Annotated in this window: 16 protein-coding genes; 4 read left to right on the forward strand and 12 right to left on the reverse strand. The window is 34.4% G+C overall.

What is annotated here, in order from left to right; all coding sequences use genetic code 11:
* Positions 1-62 precede the first annotated feature (62 nt).
* The 12 genes from BWZ20_RS10945 to BWZ20_RS11000 all read right to left on the reverse strand — a co-directional run bounded on the left by BWZ20_RS10945 (position 63) and on the right by BWZ20_RS11000 (position 15920).
* Complete coding sequence (locus BWZ20_RS10945) at positions 63-1121, reverse strand: PCMD domain-containing protein (protein ID WP_076619955.1); 1059 nt, start codon at positions 1119-1121, stop codon at positions 63-65.
* A gap of 9 nt (positions 1122-1130) precedes the next feature.
* Positions 1131-1859, reverse strand: a complete 729-nt coding sequence (locus tag BWZ20_RS10950; RefSeq protein WP_157358394.1) for an autotransporter outer membrane beta-barrel domain-containing protein — start codon at positions 1857-1859, stop codon at positions 1131-1133.
* A 39-nt stretch (positions 1860-1898) separates the two neighbouring features.
* Positions 1899-2330, reverse strand: coding sequence for a phosphate-starvation-inducible PsiE family protein (locus BWZ20_RS10955; protein WP_083677210.1), 432 nt, complete (start codon positions 2328-2330; stop codon positions 1899-1901).
* A gap of 48 nt (positions 2331-2378) precedes the next feature.
* Positions 2379-3704: a carbohydrate porin gene (locus tag BWZ20_RS10960; RefSeq protein ID WP_076619960.1), complete on the reverse strand. Its 1326-nt coding sequence runs from the start codon at positions 3702-3704 to the stop codon at positions 2379-2381.
* Positions 3705-3777: 73 nt separating this feature from the next.
* Positions 3778-5130: a metal-dependent hydrolase family protein gene (locus tag BWZ20_RS10965; protein ID WP_083677211.1), complete on the reverse strand. Its 1353-nt coding sequence runs from the start codon at positions 5128-5130 to the stop codon at positions 3778-3780.
* 24 nt (positions 5131-5154) lie between these two features.
* Complete coding sequence (locus BWZ20_RS10970; protein WP_076619962.1) at positions 5155-6507, reverse strand: metal-dependent hydrolase family protein; 1353 nt, start codon at positions 6505-6507, stop codon at positions 5155-5157.
* Between the two features lie 42 nt (positions 6508-6549).
* Positions 6550-7326 (reverse strand): hypothetical protein, encoded by a 777-nt coding sequence (locus tag BWZ20_RS10975; RefSeq protein WP_076619964.1) that lies wholly within the window; start codon positions 7324-7326, stop codon positions 6550-6552.
* A gap of 10 nt (positions 7327-7336) precedes the next feature.
* Positions 7337-7597, reverse strand: coding sequence for a hypothetical protein (locus BWZ20_RS10980; protein WP_076619966.1), 261 nt, complete (start codon positions 7595-7597; stop codon positions 7337-7339).
* A gap of 88 nt (positions 7598-7685) precedes the next feature.
* Positions 7686-11645 (reverse strand): response regulator, encoded by a 3960-nt coding sequence (locus BWZ20_RS10985; protein WP_076619969.1) that lies wholly within the window; start codon positions 11643-11645, stop codon positions 7686-7688.
* Between the two features lie 300 nt (positions 11646-11945).
* A complete protein-coding gene (locus BWZ20_RS10990) occupies positions 11946-14453 on the reverse strand; it encodes a TonB-dependent receptor (RefSeq protein WP_076619971.1) in 2508 nt (835 codons plus the stop codon).
* Positions 14446-15348 carry a FecR family protein gene (locus BWZ20_RS10995; RefSeq protein ID WP_076619973.1) on the reverse strand — a complete coding sequence of 301 codons (903 nt, stop codon included), beginning with the start codon at positions 15346-15348 and terminating at the stop codon, positions 14446-14448. The genes BWZ20_RS10990 and BWZ20_RS10995 overlap by 8 nt, the downstream gene beginning before the upstream one ends.
* Positions 15349-15395: 47 nt before the next feature.
* On the reverse strand, positions 15396-15920 hold the full coding sequence (locus BWZ20_RS11000) for an RNA polymerase sigma factor (protein WP_076619975.1): 525 nt from the start codon (positions 15918-15920) through the stop codon (positions 15396-15398).
* 256 nt (positions 15921-16176) lie between these two features.
* Between BWZ20_RS11000 and BWZ20_RS11005 the strand changes: the two genes are divergently transcribed.
* The 4 genes from BWZ20_RS11005 (at position 16177) to BWZ20_RS11020 (ending at position 23349) form a co-directional block, all read left to right on the forward strand.
* Entirely contained in the window at positions 16177-17271 is a 1095-nt protein-coding gene (locus BWZ20_RS11005; RefSeq protein ID WP_076619977.1) for a hypothetical protein, read from the forward strand.
* Between the two features lie 25 nt (positions 17272-17296).
* Positions 17297-17776 carry a hypothetical protein gene (locus tag BWZ20_RS11010; protein WP_232217100.1) on the forward strand — a complete coding sequence of 160 codons (480 nt, stop codon included), beginning with the start codon at positions 17297-17299 and terminating at the stop codon, positions 17774-17776.
* 337 nt (positions 17777-18113) lie between these two features.
* Positions 18114-20369: a T9SS type A sorting domain-containing protein gene (locus tag BWZ20_RS11015; RefSeq protein ID WP_076619979.1), complete on the forward strand. Its 2256-nt coding sequence runs from the start codon at positions 18114-18116 to the stop codon at positions 20367-20369.
* 181 nt (positions 20370-20550) lie between these two features.
* Positions 20551-23349, forward strand: a complete 2799-nt coding sequence (locus BWZ20_RS11020; RefSeq protein ID WP_076621341.1) for a triple tyrosine motif-containing protein — start codon at positions 20551-20553, stop codon at positions 23347-23349.
* The last annotated feature ends 13 nt before the right edge of the window (positions 23350-23362 follow it).

Genomic DNA, 23362 nt, shown 5'->3' on the forward strand with positions numbered 1-23362 from the left:
ATCATTGTTTTCTATAATTAGTATTTTTTAATGGTCTTTTGAATTAAGTACCGTTGGTGTTTCTAATACACTAATTCAAAATTGTTTATCCGAAGCTCGCTGCCTATGGCACCAGTGAAAAAATCGCCCAAAGCGCTAGAGGAAAACACCACTGTAATGTGTGTTGGTGTATCTTCGGCATTGCCCCAAACCTCATCATCCCTAATATTAGCATATTCAAATTGAGGTAAGGATGAATCTAGTTGTCCATAAATAATATCTACCTCTAAGTTTGTAAATGTATCTACCTGCGTGTCGCTTCTAAACCAACCTGTGCCTATTCTTTCAATAACGTCTCCTTCTCTTTTTTCCAACAACACATAAATATCGCATTGGTCTGAGCCAGGAATTACGTTTCCGTCTTCATCTTCATAAGACTCGCCAGGTATATAAGTGTAGTCTAAACGAAAGGCATTTGGTTTTCCCGAGAACGGTGTGCCAAAATCAATATTACTTCTTGGATCTGCAGGATTAGGAAAACCATCTGTAAATTTTCCAGTAAATAAGGTGGCAGCTGCCATTCTTACTAAAAGTGGTGCCGCAACACTGGTTAGATTAACAGCAAAGTCACCATTTCCTAAATCCTCTGGATTGGTATTTGCGTCGCCAGCAATGGCTAAAGCTCTATTGGCAGTGCCCCAAACCGTTGTGTCCTCACTTTCTCCTGGTTGTTGGTAATCGCTAACTGGATACCAAAGATCGAAATTGCTGTTTGGTAACTGTGGATTTGGCAAGGTAGAAACCACTGTAACCGTCCAAATGGCAGTAGTGTTGTCTTCTGCAGTTACCGTATACAGTACTGGATTTGTAAAATCTTGTGGTTCGCTAGGTAATGGTGAAATAGTAGCGAGGTTTGATATTTCTATGTTAGAAGGTACTATGTTTTCTAAATTTACACCCTCACCAATGGGAATCTCTATTAACAGTTCCTCTGCATTTATAGTAGTTGTACCATCTTGCATAGGTAGTTGAAAAGCGGTAATGGCTTTAAATGAAGACAAACCGAATTTATCCTCCTCTATGCATGAATGAAGTGTTGCTAAACTTAGAACCAGGCAGATTATAAATTTTATATGTTTCATATCTAAAAGCTATTTAAAGTAATAGGCGACTCCTAAACTTAATTCTAAAAGGTTGAGCTTTAAATCTATATTAGTGGTTTGAACTTTTTCTTGGGCATCGACATCGTTGTTCACTGTTTTTTCATCAAGTCTTGCGGAAAAACCAGCAACACCTACCGTTGTTTCTAATGCCCAATTTCGATTAAAAAATAGTACAAGGCCTGGATTTATACCCAATTGAAAATCTATAAAGTCAGTTTCTATTTTATTGACGTCGTTCATCATAAAATCGCGTTGTAAAGATTCTCCAAACGTGAAACCTAGTTGCGTTTGAACTATAATTTGAAGTCTTCCTGCCCCAATTGGTATATACTGTCTAAGGTTGGGTAAGAATGAAAAGCTTTGTTCCAACAAGTTAGACTGCACCTCCATGTCGTCTTGATCTAAAAATGTAATGACCTCCTTTGCCCTACCATATCCAGCCGAAAACCCTAAGGTTAGGTTGTCTTTTATGGCAAAACCTGCATTGGCTGTTATTGTATAATCGTATTTGTTCTGGTCTATAACCTGTCTTATCAGCTGGTTTTCGTTCTCTGCATTTCTTTGATCTAGGGAAAAATTCAAGGAACTGTAAAATCTCCCTTTATTAATTTTATAGTCAATTTCATTAAGACTAATATTATCTTGGCAATACGCCTTTGCACTAAATAGTATTGGTATGAGGTAGTACGTTAAGTTTAGTTTATACTTTTTGGTCATAATATACCTTTGAGTTCTATAATTTGTTTCTTTTTATATCTAATCATTTGATGTTTTTCTTATTAGATAATAACTCCCTGCCAATGCTATCAGAAGCACACCAATCCCTATGTATGAAATTGGATCTAAATGCAAATCTAAATCGATGATATGTCTTGCGAGACCTATCAATGCTACTAATAAAACAACCTCAGCTTTTACAGTATTCTCTTTAAGATAGATTTTTACAGTATGTAGTAATTCAATACCGATTAAGACCAACATAAAACCACCAAAAATGGTATGCAGATAGATTAAAATATTGTTTTCTTGTGTAATATTTGTATTTAATGTGTAGGTAATACCATCATAGAGTAGAATAAGAAAAACAACAGTAGAATATATGACTACGGTTAATAATGCAAATAAGAGTACAATTATTATAACGCGCTCTATGCTTGCTACGATATTTAATATTTTCGAGTTTTTCATTTTGTTTTTTCTGGTTGTTTTAATGCTAACTCACAAAAAAGATGCGTTTTATAAGAATATTCTCGAACGCAGACCAACAACAGGTATAAACGATGCATTGGGATTTAAAGCCGGATTAGCCACTAACTGAATATTTGGTGTCAGTTGCATTTGATGCGCTACTTGCCATCTGTAAAAGATTTCTGAAGTCCACTGATCGTCCAAACCAGGACCAAAAGTCGTTTCGTTTGGTTTTCCCCAATTTAGGCCAACACCCAAAACATGGCTTCCCATATAATAACCTACACCTGCGCTAACAGAGGCTTCGTAAAGACTGCCACCATCTTTGGTCCAACCACCTCTTAAAAAAGGTTCGTATTTTCCTGCAAGCATTGTTGTACCACCAGCACTGATTCCCCAACCACTTGGTGAACCGTAAAAATTACTTTCATCAATTTGCCAAAGAGTAACGTGGAAATTGTTTACAAACGCCATTTCCTTACTTTTTACGATACCCAACTCAAAGGTTTTAAAGGTTTGAAAATCGCTAAAAAACGTATCAAAACCTTTAAAAATATCAGTTGCTCTTGCATTAGCGTCCGTAATACTGGCAATGGCATACACCTTGTCGGTTAACCATGCGCTTAGCATTACACCAAGCGTACCATCTGGCAAACCACCAATAGTTGCAGAACCTACAGAGAAAGCTAAGTTGTTAAAGCTTTCCCACGGACTTGCCAATGCGTAAACGTCGGTCCAGTCCGAGCTATCTAAAAACCCTGCATAACCCACAACCCTTCCGTTTGCGAACGATTGTCTCCAATACAAGTTAGTAGTTCTAAAACCTTGGTCGCTATATAATGGGTGTAGCGATCCTGCATAACCAATTTCGAATCCTAATTGGGAAGGCGTTAATTCAGCATAACGATGTCTGTGTTCAATTTTGTAAACAATGCCACCAGTATCATTAGTGCCATGGCCTATAAGATCCCAACGGCCATAAAGTCTGGCAATACCACTTGCCGTGTGGTTGTTGTTGCCTAAACTTTCTGTAGCTCCCATGTAAAGCGAGTTATAATCGAATCCAATTTTAAAACCTGTTTTTTTATAAAAGGCTTCTTTAGCTTCAACCGCTTTATCAATAAAATCCTTTTTAATGGTAGGATTCTTATCTTCAGCATCTGCTTTAAGCTGATTGTTAGCATCCGAAGGGCTCAATAACGACGGTCTTTGGGTTTTCGTAGTATCCTGCTGCGTTTCATTTTCTTGTTGTGCATGTAATGTGTCTGTGCTCAGAGAAAAAAAGACAAGCATTGAAAACGCTAGAAGTGAAAACGCATACGATTTAGACTTTAATGGTTTCAAGATATTAGAAAAAAGTTGAAGCTTTAGCATAACATTTTAGGTTTAAAAAACAATAAAAACAGATTACAAGCCTATTGGCTTTGTAACCTGTTTAAAGTTAGAATTACTTCAAAGTATTCTTATACACTTTTCCGTCTTTCATTATAAGTTTGATGTTCTTTTCAGGATCTGTCAATAACGTAAGATCTTTCAGCGGATTTCCGTCAACTACCACGATATCTGCATAAGCACCTTCTTTTACAACACCTAAAGCGCCTTCTTGGTATGGGTGACGCTTGCCACTGCGCTCTAAAAGTTCAGCATTTAATGATGTGGCTTGTACTAAAATTTCGTAAGGTGTATAGTATTTTAAACGTGCTATAAACTCTTGTGGTTGGTAGGTGTTCATGTCTAATCCACCAACTAAATCGGTACCAAAGGCCATTTTTACACCTACTTTTTTGGCTAATCTGTAACCATTATCAGCACCTTCTTTTGCCTGTAAATATTTAGGTGCCGCAACTTCGTTCATACCAGCTTCTTCTGGTGTAGAGCTAAATGCCATAAACTGCGTTGAAAAGAATACATCTTTTTCTTTCATTAATTGGAAAGCTTCCTCTGAGGCGAACAAGCCATGTTCAACACTTCTAACACCCGCATTAATGGCGTTCATCACCGACTCGGACGTGTAGGCGTGTATAGTAGCATACGTGCCCCATTTTTCAGCTTCCTTAACAATGGCTTTTAACTCTTCAATGGTGTATTCCGTAACATCTAAGGGGTCATGAGCGCCTAAAATACTGCCACTTCCCATGATTTTAATTAGAGATGCACCAGAGCGAAGGGTTTCCCTGGTTGCTTTTTGTACTTCGGCAATACCATCGGCAATGGTGGTCCAGCCTCTGATATATGCAGGATCGATTTGACCTGCAAAATACTGTGACCAATTAATTTGTCGCGCATTAAAATCACCATGACCAGCAGATTGGGAAATCATTTTACCTGCAGCAAGAATACGAGGGCCAATAACAGCTCCTTCATCAATAGCCATTCGTAAACCAATGGTTGGGCCACCAGTATCGCGAACCGTTGTAAAACCGCGCATCAACATCTGTGTGGCATTGGTTGCTGCTTTTGCGCCCATGTAGCCTTCTGGTGAACTGTAAATAAGATAATCTACCTCACTGTGCAACGCTAAGTGCGTATGTGCATCTATAAAGCCTGGAAGTAGTGTTTTTCCGGTGACATCAATAACTTCTGCACCTTTTGGTGCCTTTAGGTTTTTACCGATTTGCTTAACCAAATTATTTTCGATTAAGATGTCGGTATCTTCCATTAATTTCTCGTTAATACCATCAAAAACTGTAGCATTAGTGATGAGTATATAGGACATTTTTTCTTTGTCTTGCCCAAAACTATTAAGACTAACAGCTAAAAGAAGTAATCCTAAAATAGCATGCTTCATTGTGTTTTTCATAATAAAATATTTTAGATGAATTAATTATTGATTTAAAGTATTCTTATAGATTTTACCATCTTTCATGATGATTTTTAAATTTTTCGCAGGATCGCTTAAAAGCTTTATATCCTCTAAAGGATTACCATCTACCACAACGATATCTGCATAAGCCCCTTCTTTTATAACGCCTAGTGCACCTTGTTGATAAGGATGACGTTTGCCGCTACGTTCAAAAAGTTCGGCATTGTTTGAAGTGGCTTGCTTTAATATTTCATAGCCTGTAAAGTATTCTGCACGTGCCAAAAACTCTAAATTTTGGGCCTTGGCAACTTCCAATCCTCCCAAAAGATCGGTACCGAACGACATTTTAACTCCTACTTTTTTAGCATTTTTATAACCGTTGGTTGCACCAGCCTTAGCCTCATTATACTTAGCAACCGACTCACCAGTCATACCAGCTTCCTCAGGTGTTGCGCTGTACGATAAAAATTGGGTTGAAAAGAAAATATCTTTCTCTTTCATTAATCGCATGGCTTCCTCAGAGGCAAATAATCCGTGTTCAATAGCTTTTACGCCAGCTTCAATAGCATTCATAACAGATTCTGAGCTGTAAGCGTGAATGGTTGCGTAGGTGCCCCATTTTTCAGCTTCCTTTACAATAGCTTTTAACTCTTCTAATGTATATTCAGTAACGTCTAGCGGATCGTGTGCGCCTGTGATACTACCGCTTCCCATAATCTTTAATTGGGTGGCACCAGCTCTTAGAATTTCGCGCGATGCTTTGATAACTTCAGATTTTCCATCTGCAACAATGGTCCAACCACGTGTGTAGGCCAAATCAGTCTGACCCGTAAAATGGTTAGATTGGTATTTCATACGTGTATCAAAATCGCCATGGCCAGCCGTTTGTGAGATAAAAGAACCACTTGGAAGAATACGTGGTCCTGGGATGGCGCCATCGTCAATGGCTTTTTTTAACCCAAATGCTGGTCCGCCAAGGTCTCTCACCGTTGTAAAACCACGCATTAGCATATTTTCGGCATTTTTTGCAGCCATAGCACCAAGGTAACCGTCTTGAGAGCTGTAAATGAGATATTCAATATTGTCATTCCACATTATATGTACGTGGCAATCCGTTAAGCCAGGAATTAAGGTTTTTCCTGCAATATCAATAACTTCTGCGTTTTTAGGTGCTTTAATATTTTTTCCGATTTGTTTGATAAGATTATCTTCGACTAAAACATCGGTGTCGGTCATTAGTTTTTCGTTTACACCATCAAAAACAGTAGCATTGGTAAACAATACAAGTGTTTTTTCTTTGTCTTGCGCATAAGTTTTAACGCTAATAAACAAAAGGGCTATTAGAATAAGCTGAAGTCTTAATTGTTTTTTCATTAGTATTTAGTTTTAATCGTTGTATGAGTTGTTTTACGTTGTTTACAGAAAAAATGTTGCGCCAATACGCAAGGTGTGTATTTCGGCCGTTAGGTTTGGATAGTAACCAATATTGGCTTTTAGTTTGTTTGGAATAATCATGTGGTTAAGGTTGAATTCGCCCGTCCACTGCTCGTTCCAATCGCCATCGGTATTTAGCATTGTAAGTATTGGGTTTACAAAGAGAAACCAACGATCGTTAAAACGGATACTCATATTAGCTTGCGCACCAAAACCCGTACTTGAGGCTTTAAGCTCGTCTGGGATAAGGTCTGTGCCTGGTTTTGTAACATGTACAGCACTTAAACCCGGAAACATTAATACTTTTTTTGAAATGGCAAAACCGTAAATAGCACCAACAGAAGCTACAAGGCTACTTGTACCCAAGCCATTTTCAAAAGAACCTGTTGGGAGTGTAACATCTACAAAAGGTGCAATGACCGAAAATTTTTCTTTAGTCATTACACGCTTCACCACTGTAAAATAGCGTAAGCGTATATCGCTGAGTCCAAATTTATTGGTAGCATCGTTGTATAAAATAGGGACTTCTGCCAGCACTAAATTATCTGGATTAAAGGTATAGATGACATTGCCTCGAAATCCGTAGAGATTAGTGCCATCTTCGCGAGTTGTATATTCAAATAAGGTATTTACTTGTGTGTAAAAATTGGTTGGGTTTGAGGCGTCAACTTGTTGCGATTGATTTGCCTGATCGTCTTGAGCTTTTATAGCTAAAACACTTAAAAATATTAAACTTAGACTTAGATAAAAATGTTTCATAAATTGATGTTTAAATGAGTTGTAGATTGCGTAATATTAAGTTATTGATATCGCTTGGTGTATGAACAGAAACGTTAATCTGTTCTAATATAGATGCTCTTATCTTAAATTCGGTATTAACGAGTTGCTCCAAAAAAATTAGAAAGCTTAGGGTTTTAAAGTCCTCGTCCAATTGCTCTAATGGCACATCCCAACTAAATTTTGATGCTCCAATATTAAAATTAGATACAAAAATATGTTGTAATACAATTTGTATTTCTTGTTGTGACATCACATTTTTTTGAATAACTGTGTGTTACAAAAGTCGATGTATAAGCTTTGTTATAAATGTTCTGTTGTTACAAAAACATGACGAGATGTTACATCTTAGAAGGAGGTTTTCCATATTTATCCTTGAAAGAACGTGAGAACTGGCTCGGTGAAGTAAAACCAATTTCGTAAGCAATTTCAGAGATATTCAGTTGCTTTTGAGATAATAGTTCTAGCCCTTTTTCTAGTCTTATGTCTTTTACAAATTCAGAAATGGACACGTTAGTTAAGGCTTTCAGTTTTCGATATAAGTGTATACGGCTTAAAGCAAAATGCTTACCTATGATATCACCGTTTAAATCGGTTTCCTGAAGGTTTTCAAGAATGTAAGCTTTGAGTTGAAGTATGAAGGCATCTTCCTTTTCAAACGTATCATCGAGACTTATTTCGTTTTGATTATATCTGTTTTGAAGGGATTGTCGTATCTCAATGAGATTTTTAACTCGGATATTAAGCTCTTTAGGATTAAAGGGTTTGGTTAAGTAATCGTCTGCACCACGTTTTAGACCTTGTAATTTGCTGTCTGTATTGGTTTTTGCGGTAAGCAAGATAATAGGAATATGTGATGTGCTAATTTCGTTTCTAACAGCCTCTACCAATTGAAAACCATTTATTTTAGGCATCATGACGTCGGATATAATAAGGTCTGGAATTGAAGATAAGGCTTTTTCTAACCCTTCTTTGCCATCTTTGGCAGTTGCGATGTTGTATGTTTTTTGCCCAAGGCATTGTGCAATATAATCACGAATATCTTCGTTGTCTTCTACCACTAAAACATCAAGTTTTTCATCAGTTTCGGTTTTTATAGAAATAGGCAGTTCATGATATTTCATTGACGGTATTAGAAACTCATTTTGATGGTTTTGGATGTAAGGTTTTAGATAGACATCAGCCAAGACAGGTAGTAAAACCCTAAAGGTAGAGCCTTTGTTAATTTTACTAGTTACAGAAATAGAACCACCTTGCAGCTCTACGAGTTCTCGGACTAATGCCAGGCCTATACCAGTACCATCGTTAGCACGTGTTGAGGACAAATCTGCTTGATAAAACCTGTTGAAAATACTATCCTTATTTTTTTCTTCTATGCCTACACCCGAGTCTATAACGTGCAGTTCTACGGCCGTTTTGCCCTGGATATTGCTCGGACTTAAAACCACTTTAATAACTCCGTTTTTTGGTGTGAACTTAAGTGCGTTTGATATTAGGTTATATGTTATTTTGTCCCATTTGTCAATATCAAAATTGATATTCCATCGAGGTTTTTTGCTTTGAAATGATAGTTGCTGTGCATTTTGTGCGGCCAAACCTTGAAATCGACCTACCAATTCGTTAGTGTGTGAAACAATATCAGCATTTACAGCTTCAATAGGCATTTGTTTACTTTCTAATTTAGTGAGATCTAATAATTGATTAATAAGCCCTAAAATGTGCTTAGCGTTATTTAGTATACCTGTGGCACGTCTTTTTAATATTGCTGCAGGTGGCGGATTATCTATTATCTGTTCTAAAGGACCAACAATTAGTGTTAGCGGTGTTCTAAATTCGTGCGTAAGATTTGCAAAGAAACGACCCTTGGCAATATCTAAGGCTTTAAGTTCTTTGGCTTGCAATTCTATGATTTGTTTATCTTTTTCAATCTGCTGTGTTCTACTTGCTACCTCTGCCTCGAGTTTAATTGTTGCCTTATTGAGTTTTATTATGCGCCATTTAAAATAAAAGTAAATACAAAGTAGAAGTATAATGAAGAAGAGGCTTATATATTGCCATTTTAGATAAAAAGGTTTGTCTACAATAATTGGAATAAGTAATTCGTTGTTGGACCAAAGATCGGAGTTGCCTTTTGCTTTTACTCTTATGGTATGGTTGCCATAGGGGAAATTGAATATAGAAATCTCATTGTCCTTAGTGTAGATCCATTGGTTATGGAAGCCCTCTATTTTATAAGCATATTGATGGTTAGATATGTACTTATAATCTAGTAGACTAACTTCGAATTTAAGTATCTGATTGTCGTAGTTTAGCTTAATTGGGTCTGTGGGTTTGGCTTTTACCGACAAGGGTTGAAACTCTTTTGCATTCTTTTTTAGTAAGCTTGCTTTTAGTAAATAAAGAGGGTTATCCTCAATTTTTTTTTCCACAAAATCTCTAGGATGAAAAGACGTTACTCCATTGACTCCACCAAAATATAATGTTCCGATGCTATCCTTAAAATGTGCATAAGCGTTGAATTCATCATTGGCTATCCCATCGCTTTCAGTGAATACTTGAGTGTCTTTACTTATTTTATCAAAACGCATTAGCCCATAATTACTGGGCAACCATAGGTTATTATAGTCATCTTCGTAGATTGCATAAATGGTATTGTTGGAGAGACCGTTTTGTGTTGTAAATGTTTCTAATGTTTCGTTATTTCTATGCCATTTAATAAGTCCTTGGCTTTTTGTAGCAAGCCAAAAAACACCATCATCATCGATGTGAAGGTGGTTTAGATTATTTGTTGGCAAACCATTTGCTGTAGAAATATGTTGGGTGATTTTTTCTAAAGTAGCATCCATTAAAAATAGCCCTTTGTTAGACACTATCCATATACCATCTGCAGTGTATAGAAACTGTTTAATTTGGCTGCCTTCAAGTTTTTTAAAGTTGGTGTAGTCTAATATGTTTTTGTCATCATCTAAATACGAGAGACCATTACCAGTACCGATCCAAAATTTTTTAGTGATGGGGTTTATGTATGGTATGTTTAAGGATTTGTAAGGTAGCTTTTCATACCGATGCCAATTTTTTGTTTTTAAATTATATCTGTAAAGAAATTTTCCAGTAGTGCCTAACCAGAGGTTTCCCTCTTGGTCACTAATAAAACCTGTTGCTATTTTATCTGGCATCACAGCACTGGACTCTACATTGGTTTTTAAATTATAAATAGCGAACTTATTATAACCACTAATAAACAAGGAGTCTTTTTCTTTGTAAATACCTCTAATGCTATTATTGGGTTGAAAAAGATTAAAAGCGTTCTTTTTGGCTATGATTTTAAAAATACCCCTATCTGAAGTAAGCCACAAAATATTTTGGCGGTCTATAAAGTAATCATTGAATTTAATATTGGAGACATTGCCATAAGAGGTTATTGGTGTTTTGGTATTTAATTTTTCAAAACCGCTTTTAAATAAGGTGTCGTTTTGAAAAAAAACTGTTTCGGTGTCATTGAACTCTATAAGTTGAAAATTGTTTTTAAAACCTTTGTCTAATCGCGTAAGCGTATCATCTTTTACCTCCCAATATTCTTTTTCTAATTTGGAGTTATAACCTATTGCCACCAAGTGAGGCCTTGTGGTTAGTATTTTTTTGAAAAAGAAATCTCTCTTGTTAAGGCTAAATGTTTTTAAAATATTTCCCTTGTCATCTATTTTAATGATCTTGGTATTGTAGTAAGCAATCCAATAGAACCCTTGCGCATCCACTTCGCAATGTACAGGACGGTTTTTGAATTCTGGGAGTTTAAAAATTTGTTTAAACGTACCATCATATTTGTAAATGACTCCATCTCTTGTAGTTAAAAAAATAACATTGTGCTTATTTTTAGATGGGTTCAACGAAAAGATAGAGTTAGATTTAATTAAACCATTAGAAACCGATTCTAAAGAGTAAATAGAATCGGTTTCGGTATCTAATATTCCGCTTTTTAATGTGGCTGCATAAGCAATATCCTCACAATACCAAATGCGATTTTTTTGGTCTAATGCTATTGAAAGTTTTGCGTTTTCATTAATATTAAAAAAAGAGAGATTGTAATTTTTAAACCCATAACCATCGTACCTTACAAGGCTTCCGATGGTGCTTATCCAGATAAAGTTATTCTGGTCTTGCACAATATCAAATGTATTGTTGTTAGGTAAACCGTCCTTGAGACTAATGGATTGTAGCTCGTAAATTGTGTTTTGAGCAGCACCTCTAAAGAGACTAAAAAAGATGAGCGGAATACATATTATTTGTAAATATTTAATCATATAACATAAAGAATGCACCTTTAAAAAAACAAGATAAACAGGTTTGTTGCTAAAATAATGTAATATATTGACTACGAAAAGATATTATATGCTTTAGAGAATTTTAAATATTTATGAGCCAGTTATTTGTAGGTGTTTTGGCTTTATTTTAAAGCCAAAACACCGCGAGACGTTAAAATCAAATTTGGTTTATTATAGCTCACCATGCAAGCATAAGGCAAAAGCCTAGATAAGATAATAGCCTTTTGATATTAACAACTAGTTAGAGCAGTAGGTTTGGTAGAGAACACAATCTTTTGGTTAAAAATAAATCCTCAATACAGCATTAGTGGTTAGCCCTAATGAAAGTCTTATAAATTTTTCAACTTGGTTACTATCATTTATTCTGAAGAAATTATTAATTAAATTTTTTCGATTAGAAATATTCCAAATAGATGCTCCTAACTCTGATCTAAACGTGTTATTGATTTTGAACTTAAATAATGCAGAGGCATCAATTCTAAGATAGTCAGCTAATCTATCATTATTTGCATGGTCAAAATTAACAGTGTTGTCTATTATTTCATTGTTGGCAAGAGGTACTGATGTTGGTTGTCCGGTTCTGTAATTAATCCCAGCAGAAATATTCCAATTTTTATTGCTGTAGGTTGTTCCAAATGTAAGAGAATGGGTAATGTCAAAATTACTTGGAAACTCAATTTCATCTAACATTTTAAAAGTATAAGTATTGTTTATATAAGAGTAACTAAGCCACGTATTAAAATGCTTGATGTTTTTGCGAAGTAAAAGCTCTAGTCCATAAGCTGTATAACTTCCTTTTTCTCTTGTAAACTCGTATTTTGTGGTGAAACTTTGACTTTGTGTTGTTATACCATCAACTTCTTTATAAAATCCTTTAGCATCTAATAACCAATTATTGTTTTTATAGGTTACGCCAAAAGAGGCTTGTTTGCTCTGTATAATAGGTATACTGTCGTTCTCGGTAAGTTGCCAACGTCTTCTCTCAATACCTAAAAAGTCATTCTGAAAGTTTATAATCTGAGAGGTACTTTGGTGCTTAAACTCGCCTTGAGCCTCAATTTGAATATGTTGGTTAATTGCCGTTCTAATGCTCAGCCTAGGTTCAATAATTAGTTTACTGAATTGTGCTAAAAAATTTCCTCTTATACCACCTCTAATAGAAACGGTATTACTTTGGTTTTTAAACCAAGCTTGCCCAAATATGGCATGCTCGTGGAGTACTTCTTCATCGCGTCTAACAAAACGAGGGAGATCGATATCATTTAAGTTTATGACTTCTGTTTCTGTAAATTGATAGCCAAGGTTATAAGCCAAGTTGTTGTGCTCAAGACGATTATTTAGCTTAATACTTGTTTCTGACACGCTGTTTTCTTGTAAAAAACGTTGCTGCTCCAATATATTAGCGTTTACTGCATTTAATTTATAATCTGTATTGTAAATGTTGATATCGGAACTTAGCTTATCGTTCCATAACCTTTTATAATTTAAGCCAAAAGCAGTACTTGTTTGAGACGCGCTACTTTGGCGTGCTTGATTGCTATTATTGATTACAGCATTTTCGTCAAAACTTAAATTATTATTGATAAGAATAAAATTTAAACGAAGATAATCTTTATCACTTGGTTGGTATAACCATCGTAAAGCGGCATCATGAAAGTCGAAATCTCTGTCAGAATTAGTGACATTATCTACATTGGTTTCAGCTTCGGTTTCTTGGGTTATTCTGTCAAAATAAACCTCATAAGTGGGTGTTCTAACTAAGTCATCTAAAGATTTTCTAGACGCTAGTTGAAGAGATGATTTACGCCCAATAGGAATATTTGAAAAGAGTTCTGCATTTAAAAAATTAATACCAAAAACGCCATTAAATTTTGAGTCTATCTGATCTTCTGTTTTTATAAGCAGTGTGCCAGAAACACCATCAGTTAATGCCACGTCAGAGCCGTTGTTGATAATACTAGCCTTTTGCGTCATTAGTGGATTAAAACTAGAAATTAAACCAAAAAAGTGACCTGTTTGATACATTTTTATATCATCCCAAAGCATAAGGGTTTGGTCGTGAGAACCACCTCTTATATTAATGTTAGATACCGTTTCATCAATACTTAAAATACCTGGAAGCGCTTGTACGGTCTGTAAGACGTCAGATTCTATTAAGCCAGGTAAAAGGCTAAATCTTTTATAGTCTATCGAGGTAGTCCAATCCTGTCTTTTATTAATACCTTTTACAAGATAGGTTTCAATAAGTACAGGTGCAATAATTTCTTCTTGCATCAAAAGAGTTATAGTTGCGCAGTCCTCTAGATTAAAAAATGAAGCTTCTCGCTCAATAGTTTGAAAGCCTAGGTGTCTTATGGTGAGTAGTTCATTTTTAGATTTCAACTCAATTTCAAAATAACCGTTTTCATCAGATATAGTATAAGCAGATTTACCATAAATAGTTACATTCTCAATTGCTAATTGGGTTTCTGAGTCTGTTATAAAACCACATATTGACAAGGTTTTAGAGATGGTATAGACATAATTACTTACCTTTTCAAAAACCAAATTAGTTTGTTCCTCTAATTTTTTAAGTTTTTTTGAAATACTTAACTCTTTAGGTAATGGTACAACAACGATGTCTTTTAACAAGCTGCTCTCATAGTTAAATGTTACAGAGTGCTGCTTGGTTATTTTTTCTAAAACTGTAGATATTGAGATGTTTTGTAATTCTGTTTGTCCTTTTAAATTCAGACTATAGGATATGTACAAAATAAAACAGAATATATAAATTTTAGTTCTACTCATTCCTTGTAATGACCACTTTATTATTTTCAATAGTATAGGTCAGACCAAGAGGTTTGGCGATAGATTTTAGGGCCTTATCCAGATTACCATGTTCAAAAGCTCCTGTAAAATTAGCATTGAAATTAGTAGGATATTGAACGTTAATATCAAAATGTGTTTCGAGTTCTTTGACTACTTTGGTTAGGTCGGCATTTTCAAAAACACTCATGTTTTTTAGCCAATAAGGTTCTGTTACAGCAATTTTTGACTTTAAGCCTTTACTTTGCGCTAGACGGAACTCTGTTCCTGCAGCTAGCTTAACATTTTTGTCATTGTATGTAACCTGCACAAGACCCTCGTAGCAGGTGACTTTAAAAATATTGTCTCGCGAGATGACATTAAATTCCGTTCCTAGAACGCTCACTGTACCATTAGAAGTATTAACATCAAAACGACGCCCTTTCTCAACATCAAAAAAGGCTTCGCCATTGAGCTGTAAAACTCTATTTTTATTCCAATTATTCTCGTTAAAAGCCAATACTGATAATTCATTTAGCTCTACAATTGAGTTGTCTGGCAGCGTTACTGTTGTACTCTCGTTAGCCAAAGTTTTTATTTCCGTTTCTTGACTAAAGAAAAATGTAAAATATAGACCTAGTGCAACAATAACCACACTTGCTACTTTTATAAATGGATTGAACCAATCAATTTTTCTAACGGGAGTTTTGTGTTTTTTGTAGCGTTGGTTAAAACTATTAAAATCACTTATTTCTGAGTGGTTTGAAGCTTTAAAATGCTTAGCATAGTCTACAATATAAGTGCTAAAATCAGCGTCATCTAGTTGCTGAAAGGCTTCTTTTTCAGCCGTAGAGAGCTCATTTTTTAACCATTTTTTTATTAATTCATCCTTCGTCATAAGATGTTCTATTTATTATATAACAACCTTCTATGTGTTTCTCCCGATTATTTTTTTCTAAAGGCTTCAAGTTTGTCTTTCAGAATATTAAAAGCACTATAAATTCTATACTCTACAACCTTTTGAGTAATATTTAGCATTTGAGCAATTTCTTTATGGGTTTTACCTTCTACCTTACTTAATAAAAAAGCAACACGTTGTTCTTCTGTTAGTGACTCTAAAACATTTTTGTACTGCTCTGCAAATTGTTCTTTTTCTAAAATAAATTCTGGAGTTTCATAAGTATAATTTTTAGAACTTTCTCGTTGGTGTTTTAGAACCACTTTTTGGTATTTTAGTTCATTAAGGACCAAGTTATTTGCAACGGTGAATAAAAAAGATTTTGCCTTAGAAAGACTTACTGTTTTACAGTTATCCCATAGCTTTATAAAGGCTTCTTGAGCTTTATCATCTACATTAATTTTAGAACCAAATTTGTAATATAAAAAGTTGTGTAAATCTTGCCCTAAACTCTTATATATACGTTCAAAAACGGTTTCCTCGCAAATATCTTCAGGTATATTTTTACGCACGTCATCTATTTTAATCTAAAAATAGTATATTTTTTTTGAGGTATATATAAATGTAAAATAGCTTAAGTTGTTTCTGTTAAAAAAAATTCACTTTAAGAAAGTATAGATAATAGCTTGTAAAACCTAGATACAAGCGCATTTAACGATACAGCAGAAAAGAAAAACTAATTTTTTTTCAGGAGAATTAGAAATCTAGTTGTTATATAAATAAACCGTGAAAGATTTTCACCATGAATAATAATTAAAACTAATAACGATGAAAGCGCAACTAAAACTAATTTATTTTTTAACAAGCATGGTCTTCTTATTAACAACAGCATCGTGCAGAACGGAAGAAGACCTGAGTATTGACCCACCAGTAGAAGAAACATTACAGCCCAATTCACAAACAGCCATATTAATGAAAAATGTTGTAACCAATGATGGGTCTTCAGACAATATTATTGATAACGCAAGTTGTCTCAGTATAGAGTTTCCGGTAACAGTAACAGTAAATGGTACAACACTTCAAATAGATGATGAAGATGATTTGGATGATATTGAAGCTATTTTCGATGAGTTTGACGACGACGATGACTCTATTGTAATCTCTTACCCAATAACAATCGTACTTTCAGATTTTACAACAGTAGAAATTAATTCTGATGATGAATTAGAGGACTTTGTTGAAGATTGTTTTGAGGATAATTTTGACGACGATGATATTGAGTGTATAGATTTTCAATACCCAATTACGGCATCTGCTTTTAATGAAAACAACGAACAGATTCTTTCTTTTACCATTAACAATGATTTTGAGATGTACAATTTTATTGATGATCTAGAAGATTATGCTGCCGTTACCATAGATTTCCCTATTACCGTGATATTAGCAGACGGAACAACACAAATCGTAAATAATATTCAAGAATTAGCTATGGTTATTGATGATGCAGATGATTCTTGTGATGAGGACGATGACAATGATTACAATGATGACGATTGTGATAATTGTACCACGGATTTAGTTACAGATTTTATAACCCAATGTGCCGATTGGTACATCGACGAATTAGAAAGAAATGATAACGACTTAGAAGATAATTACGAAGACTATTTCTTTACTTTTAATACAGATAGCACCCTCGTTGTAACTTGGGATAGTGGATCACAGACCCAAAGTGGCACGTGGAGTGCAACAGGCTCTGGTAACAATATTATTTTTGAGATTGATATCCCAGGATTTAATGACATTAATGATGCTTGGATTCTTCATGAAATTGAAAACGACGACGACGATAATGAGCTAGAGTTTGAACTTAGGACTGGGGATGACGACGAGTTAGAATTTAAAAATGACAACTGTATTTAATTAAATATAACTAAAACAACATATTATGAAAAATATTTTTAATCTTGGATTCATTGTAATGCTCAGTCTTACGCTCTTATCTAGTATGTGCTCAAGTGACGACGATGACGGAACACCTACCAATAGCCAGCAAATTGCAGCAATAGAAGATGACATGCAGTCTGGAACATGGACAATTACAAACTTTGTAGACTCTGGGCAGAATGAAACATCAGATTTTAATGGTTACGGTTTTACCTTTAACGCTAATGGCTCTTTAGTAGCAACAAATGGTACAAATACAATTACTGGCACATGGTCTGTAGCTGATGATGATAGTAGTGATGACGACAGCAGTAGTAGCGACATAGATTTCAACATCTTTTTCCCTGTACCAGAAACCAGTGATTTTGAAGATTTAAATGACGACTGGGATGTTGTAACAGCAACTTCTACAAGAATTGAATTAATAGATATAAGTGGTGGAAATGGAGACACAGATTTACTGACTTTTGAGAAAAACTAAGTTTTAAAAAAACAATTAATCCCTTAATTGTTGATTAACAGCAGACCAACCATGAATCTCGTGGTTGGTTTTTTAATTTTATTGAAGTTAGACGCCAACGTCAGAGTTTACCTATTAGTCTTTTATGGTTGATTTTAAACTTTTAATCGATAATTAGACTGTAGATCATTTTAGAACATAATTTTTTACTATTTTATAGCTAGAAAGAGTATTATCATAAAAACTTCTACACTTTAGAAATATGGTAGCTTGCTCTTGTCCTCAATTTTCTGCATGTTGTTCTTTGGCGCTCTGTAGGTTGTTATGGTTAATGTAATCAGCCAAACATTGTTATGTTATGAAATTAGGTCTTATCTATTGGTTTTTACCAGTGTTTTTATCAATCTTATGTAATAATTACTATCCTATTGACACTACACCAGAGCTTAGTTATGACGCCACAAGATGCAGAGCTGCAGGGTCAGACATTTATAGAGGCTTTGTGCCTCAAGGGCAATTACGCTTGTCTTTATATGAAGACAGTGCCTTGGCAAACAGCGCATCTCCGTCAGATGGTTTCTTAATTTTTTTTGATTCCGAGGGCAACAATGATATAGATATATATGACGCTCTTGATATCCCCAATTTAGACGAGAATTTTTCAACTAATAATAACGGTTTATTATTTAGTATTGAGAGTAGGGCGACACCTTTAGACGAAGAAGAAATTCAATTAGAGGTCAACACCTATAGAAATTCTAATTACACAATAGTAGCAGAGGGTATTTCCATGCAATGTGCAACGGCTTTTTTACTAGATACTTATTTAAACATATCTACCGAAATCCCTCAAAGTGGATCGGTTAATTACAGCTATTCCATAAATTTGGGCGTACCTGCTTCTTTGGCAAACGATCGTTTTAAGTTAGTATTTTCTGCAAATCCTTTACAACTTATCTGGGATGGCTCAGTGTCTAACAATTGGAATGATCCATATAATTGGATACCAAATCAAGTGCCTGGACCATGTTCAGAAGTGACTCTTTTAGATGCAGAACAATCGCCTTTAATATCAGGCGATATTATTATTTCAGCATTAAGCATTTATGGTGGACAAAATTTAACAGTGCCCAATGGTACTAGTCTCAGTATAATAGGGGATTTAAACATGTATTCTGAGTCAGACTCCTATTCTGGTATAATAGTAAAAGGTACTATTGCTGTACAAGGAACAACTAAATACCATAGGTACACAAATTCAGAATTAAATAATAGAGATTTAATTTCACCTCCTCTATCTGGTCAGAGTTGGTTTTCTTTTTTAACCGAAGACAATAATCATAACTCAGAGATACTATTTAATAATGGTGCTTTACCACCAAATACCGTCTATTTGTTTGGCCCTTTTGAAAAAGGTAATGTAGACGACTACGTGGTTTATAACCACAATGTAACAGAAACCTTATTCTCTAGTCGTGGTTACAGGGTTGCAACCAATACTCCCGCATTACAAGGTAATGGTGAAGCTTTAGTTTTTACAGGATCTATTTTAACAGAACCTATTAATGTAACTATTGAGAATGATTTTACAGGCGATTTTCCGCAATGGAATCTTATTGGTAATCCCTATGCCTCTTATATAGATATAGATGCTTTTTTAAACCACGTAGGGTCTGTTTCGGGAGTGACTAATCTTAGTTTGTTAGATGAGAGCACTGCTGCCATCTATGGTTACGACGCAAATGACGCAGACCAATCAGGGAGTAATTGGACTATTGCAAATTTACTTGAAGGGCCAGCGCTGATTGCACCAGGCCAAGGTTTTTTTGTGTCATCAAAACTACCGTCAGCAACCTTAGAGTTTACTCCTAACATGCAGGTTGAAGGTAATTCTGATGATTTTATTGTTGGTAGAACATTGGGTAACAACGATTTTATAAAATTAAGGCTAAGTACCATTGCTCATAGTTGCTTTACATCACTTTACTTCCATGACAGTGCAAGTTTGGGTTTAGATGTAGGATATGATGCGTCTATTTTTGGTGGAGTTTTGTCTGATTTAGCATTATATTCCCATTTGATAGAGGATAATGAAGGTAGGCCAATGGCAATACAAGCCGTTAATTCAGAAGATATTTCAAATGTTATTATCCCTTTAGGAGTAACTGCTAGTAAAGACCTAGAATTAAGGTTTAGTATTGATGACTTTTCTGTGTCTGATACAGTTAATGTATACCTTGAGGATGTAGTAACCAACACAATGACATTACTAAATAATACAGATTATGTATTGTTACCTCAAATTAACATTTCGGGTACTGGGCGCTTCTTCTTAAGAATTACAGAAAGTGTGTTATCAAGCAGTCCAAGTAATTTAGGCACTTTAAGTATTTTTTTAAATAGTAGTACTAATGAATTAGTGATAAAGGGTCTAATACAAGAAAAAACCAAATTAACAATATATGACCTTCAAGGTAGATTAATACAATCTTTAAAGCTTAACTTGTATGCAACAAAGAATCTTATAAATCTCTCATCGCTTAGTAAAGGCGTTTATGTTGTAGAGTTTAGCAGCAAAACAAAGGTAAGATCAAAGAAAGTTGTTATTAACTAAGTCATTATTTAAATCTAATATTTGGCTTTATTCTTTAATTTTCATTCAAGCATCTCTTAGAACTTACTTTTAATACCTCTACATGATTCTCAAAATCCTTTTATTTACTTATATTAGTACCTTAACATTGATGTTGTGTTGAGTTTTTTTGATATGCAGCATGATTATTGATAATACAATAATGTTTACCAGAAAAGTCCTCTTACTTGTTTTTATAATATCACCCATTATTTATGGTCAAGAGATACCTCCGATACAAATTTTTACTACCCAAGATTACAACGCGGAAGATCAGAATTGGGATATTTCTCAAGGTAGTGATGGTGTAATTTATTTTGCAAATAATAAGGGTTTGCTCAGGTATAACGGCGCAAGATGGGAGCTGTTTCCCACCCCAAACCAGTCTATTTTGAGATCTGTTAATATTATCAATTCTAAAATCTACACTGGGAGTTATATGGATTTTGGTTATTGGGAAAAAGATAGTTACGGAGGGCTCACATATACATCTTTAACAAATAGCCACGGCATACAACCGAAAGAAGATGAGCAATTTTGGGATATTATTGAGGTAGATGGTTATATATTATTTCAATCATTAGACAGAATATACATATACAATATTAAAACCAAAGATTTTAAAATTATTGACTCTAAAGAGCGAATAAATAAAATTTTTAAAGTAGGTGAATCAATATACTTTCAAAAAAAGGGTAAGGGTATTTACGAAATTATAAATGGGGAGGAAAAACGTTTTCTCGCATCAGAAAGGTTTTTAAACAATGAAATTGTTAACATATATAAAGTAGGTGAAGGTTTATTGTTGGTAACTAAAGAAAATGGTGTTTACCACTACAAAGACAATGAGGTTTTTGCATGGAAAAATAAGGGAAATGATGTAATTAAGAATTTGAGTGTCTACAGCAGTATTCAGCTCAATGACGGAAGTTTTATTTTTGGTACTATTTCAGAGGGTATCTTGCACATGGATGCCACTGGCAGAAGAATTTTAAAAATAAATCAGTCTGGAGGATTAAGTAATAATACGGTTTTATCTGCTCTAGAAGATAGTCAAGGTAATTTGTGGTTGGGGCTAGATAATGGTATTAATTGTGTAAATCTTAATTCGCCATACAGGGTTTATAAGGATAAACAAGGTATTTTAGGAACAATCTACACGTCTATTAAAGTTGGTGATATAATGTATTTAGGAACCAACCAAGGTCTTTTTTATAAAGATTTAAACAACGATTCCAGATTTAGTTTTGTTAAAAAGACTAAAGGACAAGTCTGGAGTTTAAAATATATAAAGGGCACACTGTTTTGTGGGCACGATAAAGGCACCTTTGTTATAGAAAATAATGAAGCAGAACTTCTAAATGGTGAAATAGGATCCTGGGTTTTAAATGAGATCAAAGACAAGCCCAATTTAATTTTACAAGGTGGTTATGAAGGATTAAGTGTTTTAGAGTTTAAAAATGGAACATGGTCATTTAAAAATAAAATCAGTGGTTTTGATATGTCTTCTCGTTACATAGAGTTTGTTAGTCCAGATGAGCTAATAATAAATCATGAGTATAAAGGTGTTTATAAAGTCATATTAGATTCTAATTATAGTAAGGTTTTAGACTTTAAAAAACTAGATATAGAAGAAGGTCCAAAATCCAGTATTACGAGCTATCAGGGCCAAATACTCTATTGTAATAAGAACGGTATTTATAAATATAACGAACAAACAACAGCGTTTACAAAGAATAATGAATTGAGCGAGCTTATAGAGGGCGAGAATTATCTTTCGGGCAAATTAGTTTACGAAAAAAGCAATAATAGATTATGGCTATTTAATAAAAACAGCATCCTTTACATAGAGCCAGGAACACTCTCAGAGAAACCTAAGGTTAATAACCTTCCTATTTCTCACGAGCTTAGAAATAGCAAAGTCGGGTACGAAAACATACTAAATATAGAAAAGGATAAGTATTTAATAGGAGCCAATGATGGTTATCTGGTAGTTAACTTAAGAAAACTCAACTTAGACTCAAAAAAAGTTGCAATAAACAGTATTTCTTTCAGTTCTTTACATAATGAGTCCGTTAATTTAGACGTCAATCAACCTGCAGCATTAGAGAACAAAAACAACAGTATCCTCTTTAAATACAATGTAACAGATTTTAATAAGTTCTCAAATACTAAATACAAATATAGACTTGTTGGTATATATGATTATTGGAGTCAGTGGTCTACAAAATCAGAAGTTCATTTTGAAAATCTACCACACGGAGACTATACTTTTGAAGTAAAAGCACAACTTGGCGGAATAGAGTCTAGCAATACAGCGGCTTACAGTTTTATTATTGAGAAACCTTGGTATTTAAAGCCTATGGCAATTGCTACCTATATTGTTTTTGCATTATTACTTCTTTTTCTAATTCAATACTTTAATAGTAGATATTATAAGAGGCAAAAACAAAAACTATTAGAAAAGAAACAGAGAGAATTAGAACTAGAACAATTAGAAAACCAAAGACAACTCATACAGTTTAAAAATCAGAATTTACAATTAGATATTGAGAATAAAAATAGAGAACTGGGTACTGCAACGATGAATTTAGTAAAGCGAAATGAGCTATTAAACAACATAAAAGAAGAACTCTCTAAAAGCAAGTCACTAAACGATGTAAAAAACGTAATAAAACTAATTAACACTAATCTCAATAATACAAGTGACTGGAAATTGTTTGAAGAAGCTTTCAATAACGTCGATAAAGACTTTATGAAAAAAATAAAATCACTACATCCATCAATAACACCAAACGATTTAAGATTATGTGCCTATTTAAGGCTAAACCTCTCATCTAAAGAAATAGCACCCTTGTTAAACATCTCTCATAAAAGCGTAGAGGTTAAACGATATCGTTTGCGTAAAAAAATAGGATTGGACCACGAGCAAAGTCTTACAGACTATATTTTAGACTTATAAAGAGACGAAACCT

The sequence above is a fragment of the Winogradskyella sp. J14-2 genome, from assembly GCF_001971725.1.
Classification (GTDB): Bacteria; Bacteroidota; Bacteroidia; order Flavobacteriales; family Flavobacteriaceae; genus Winogradskyella.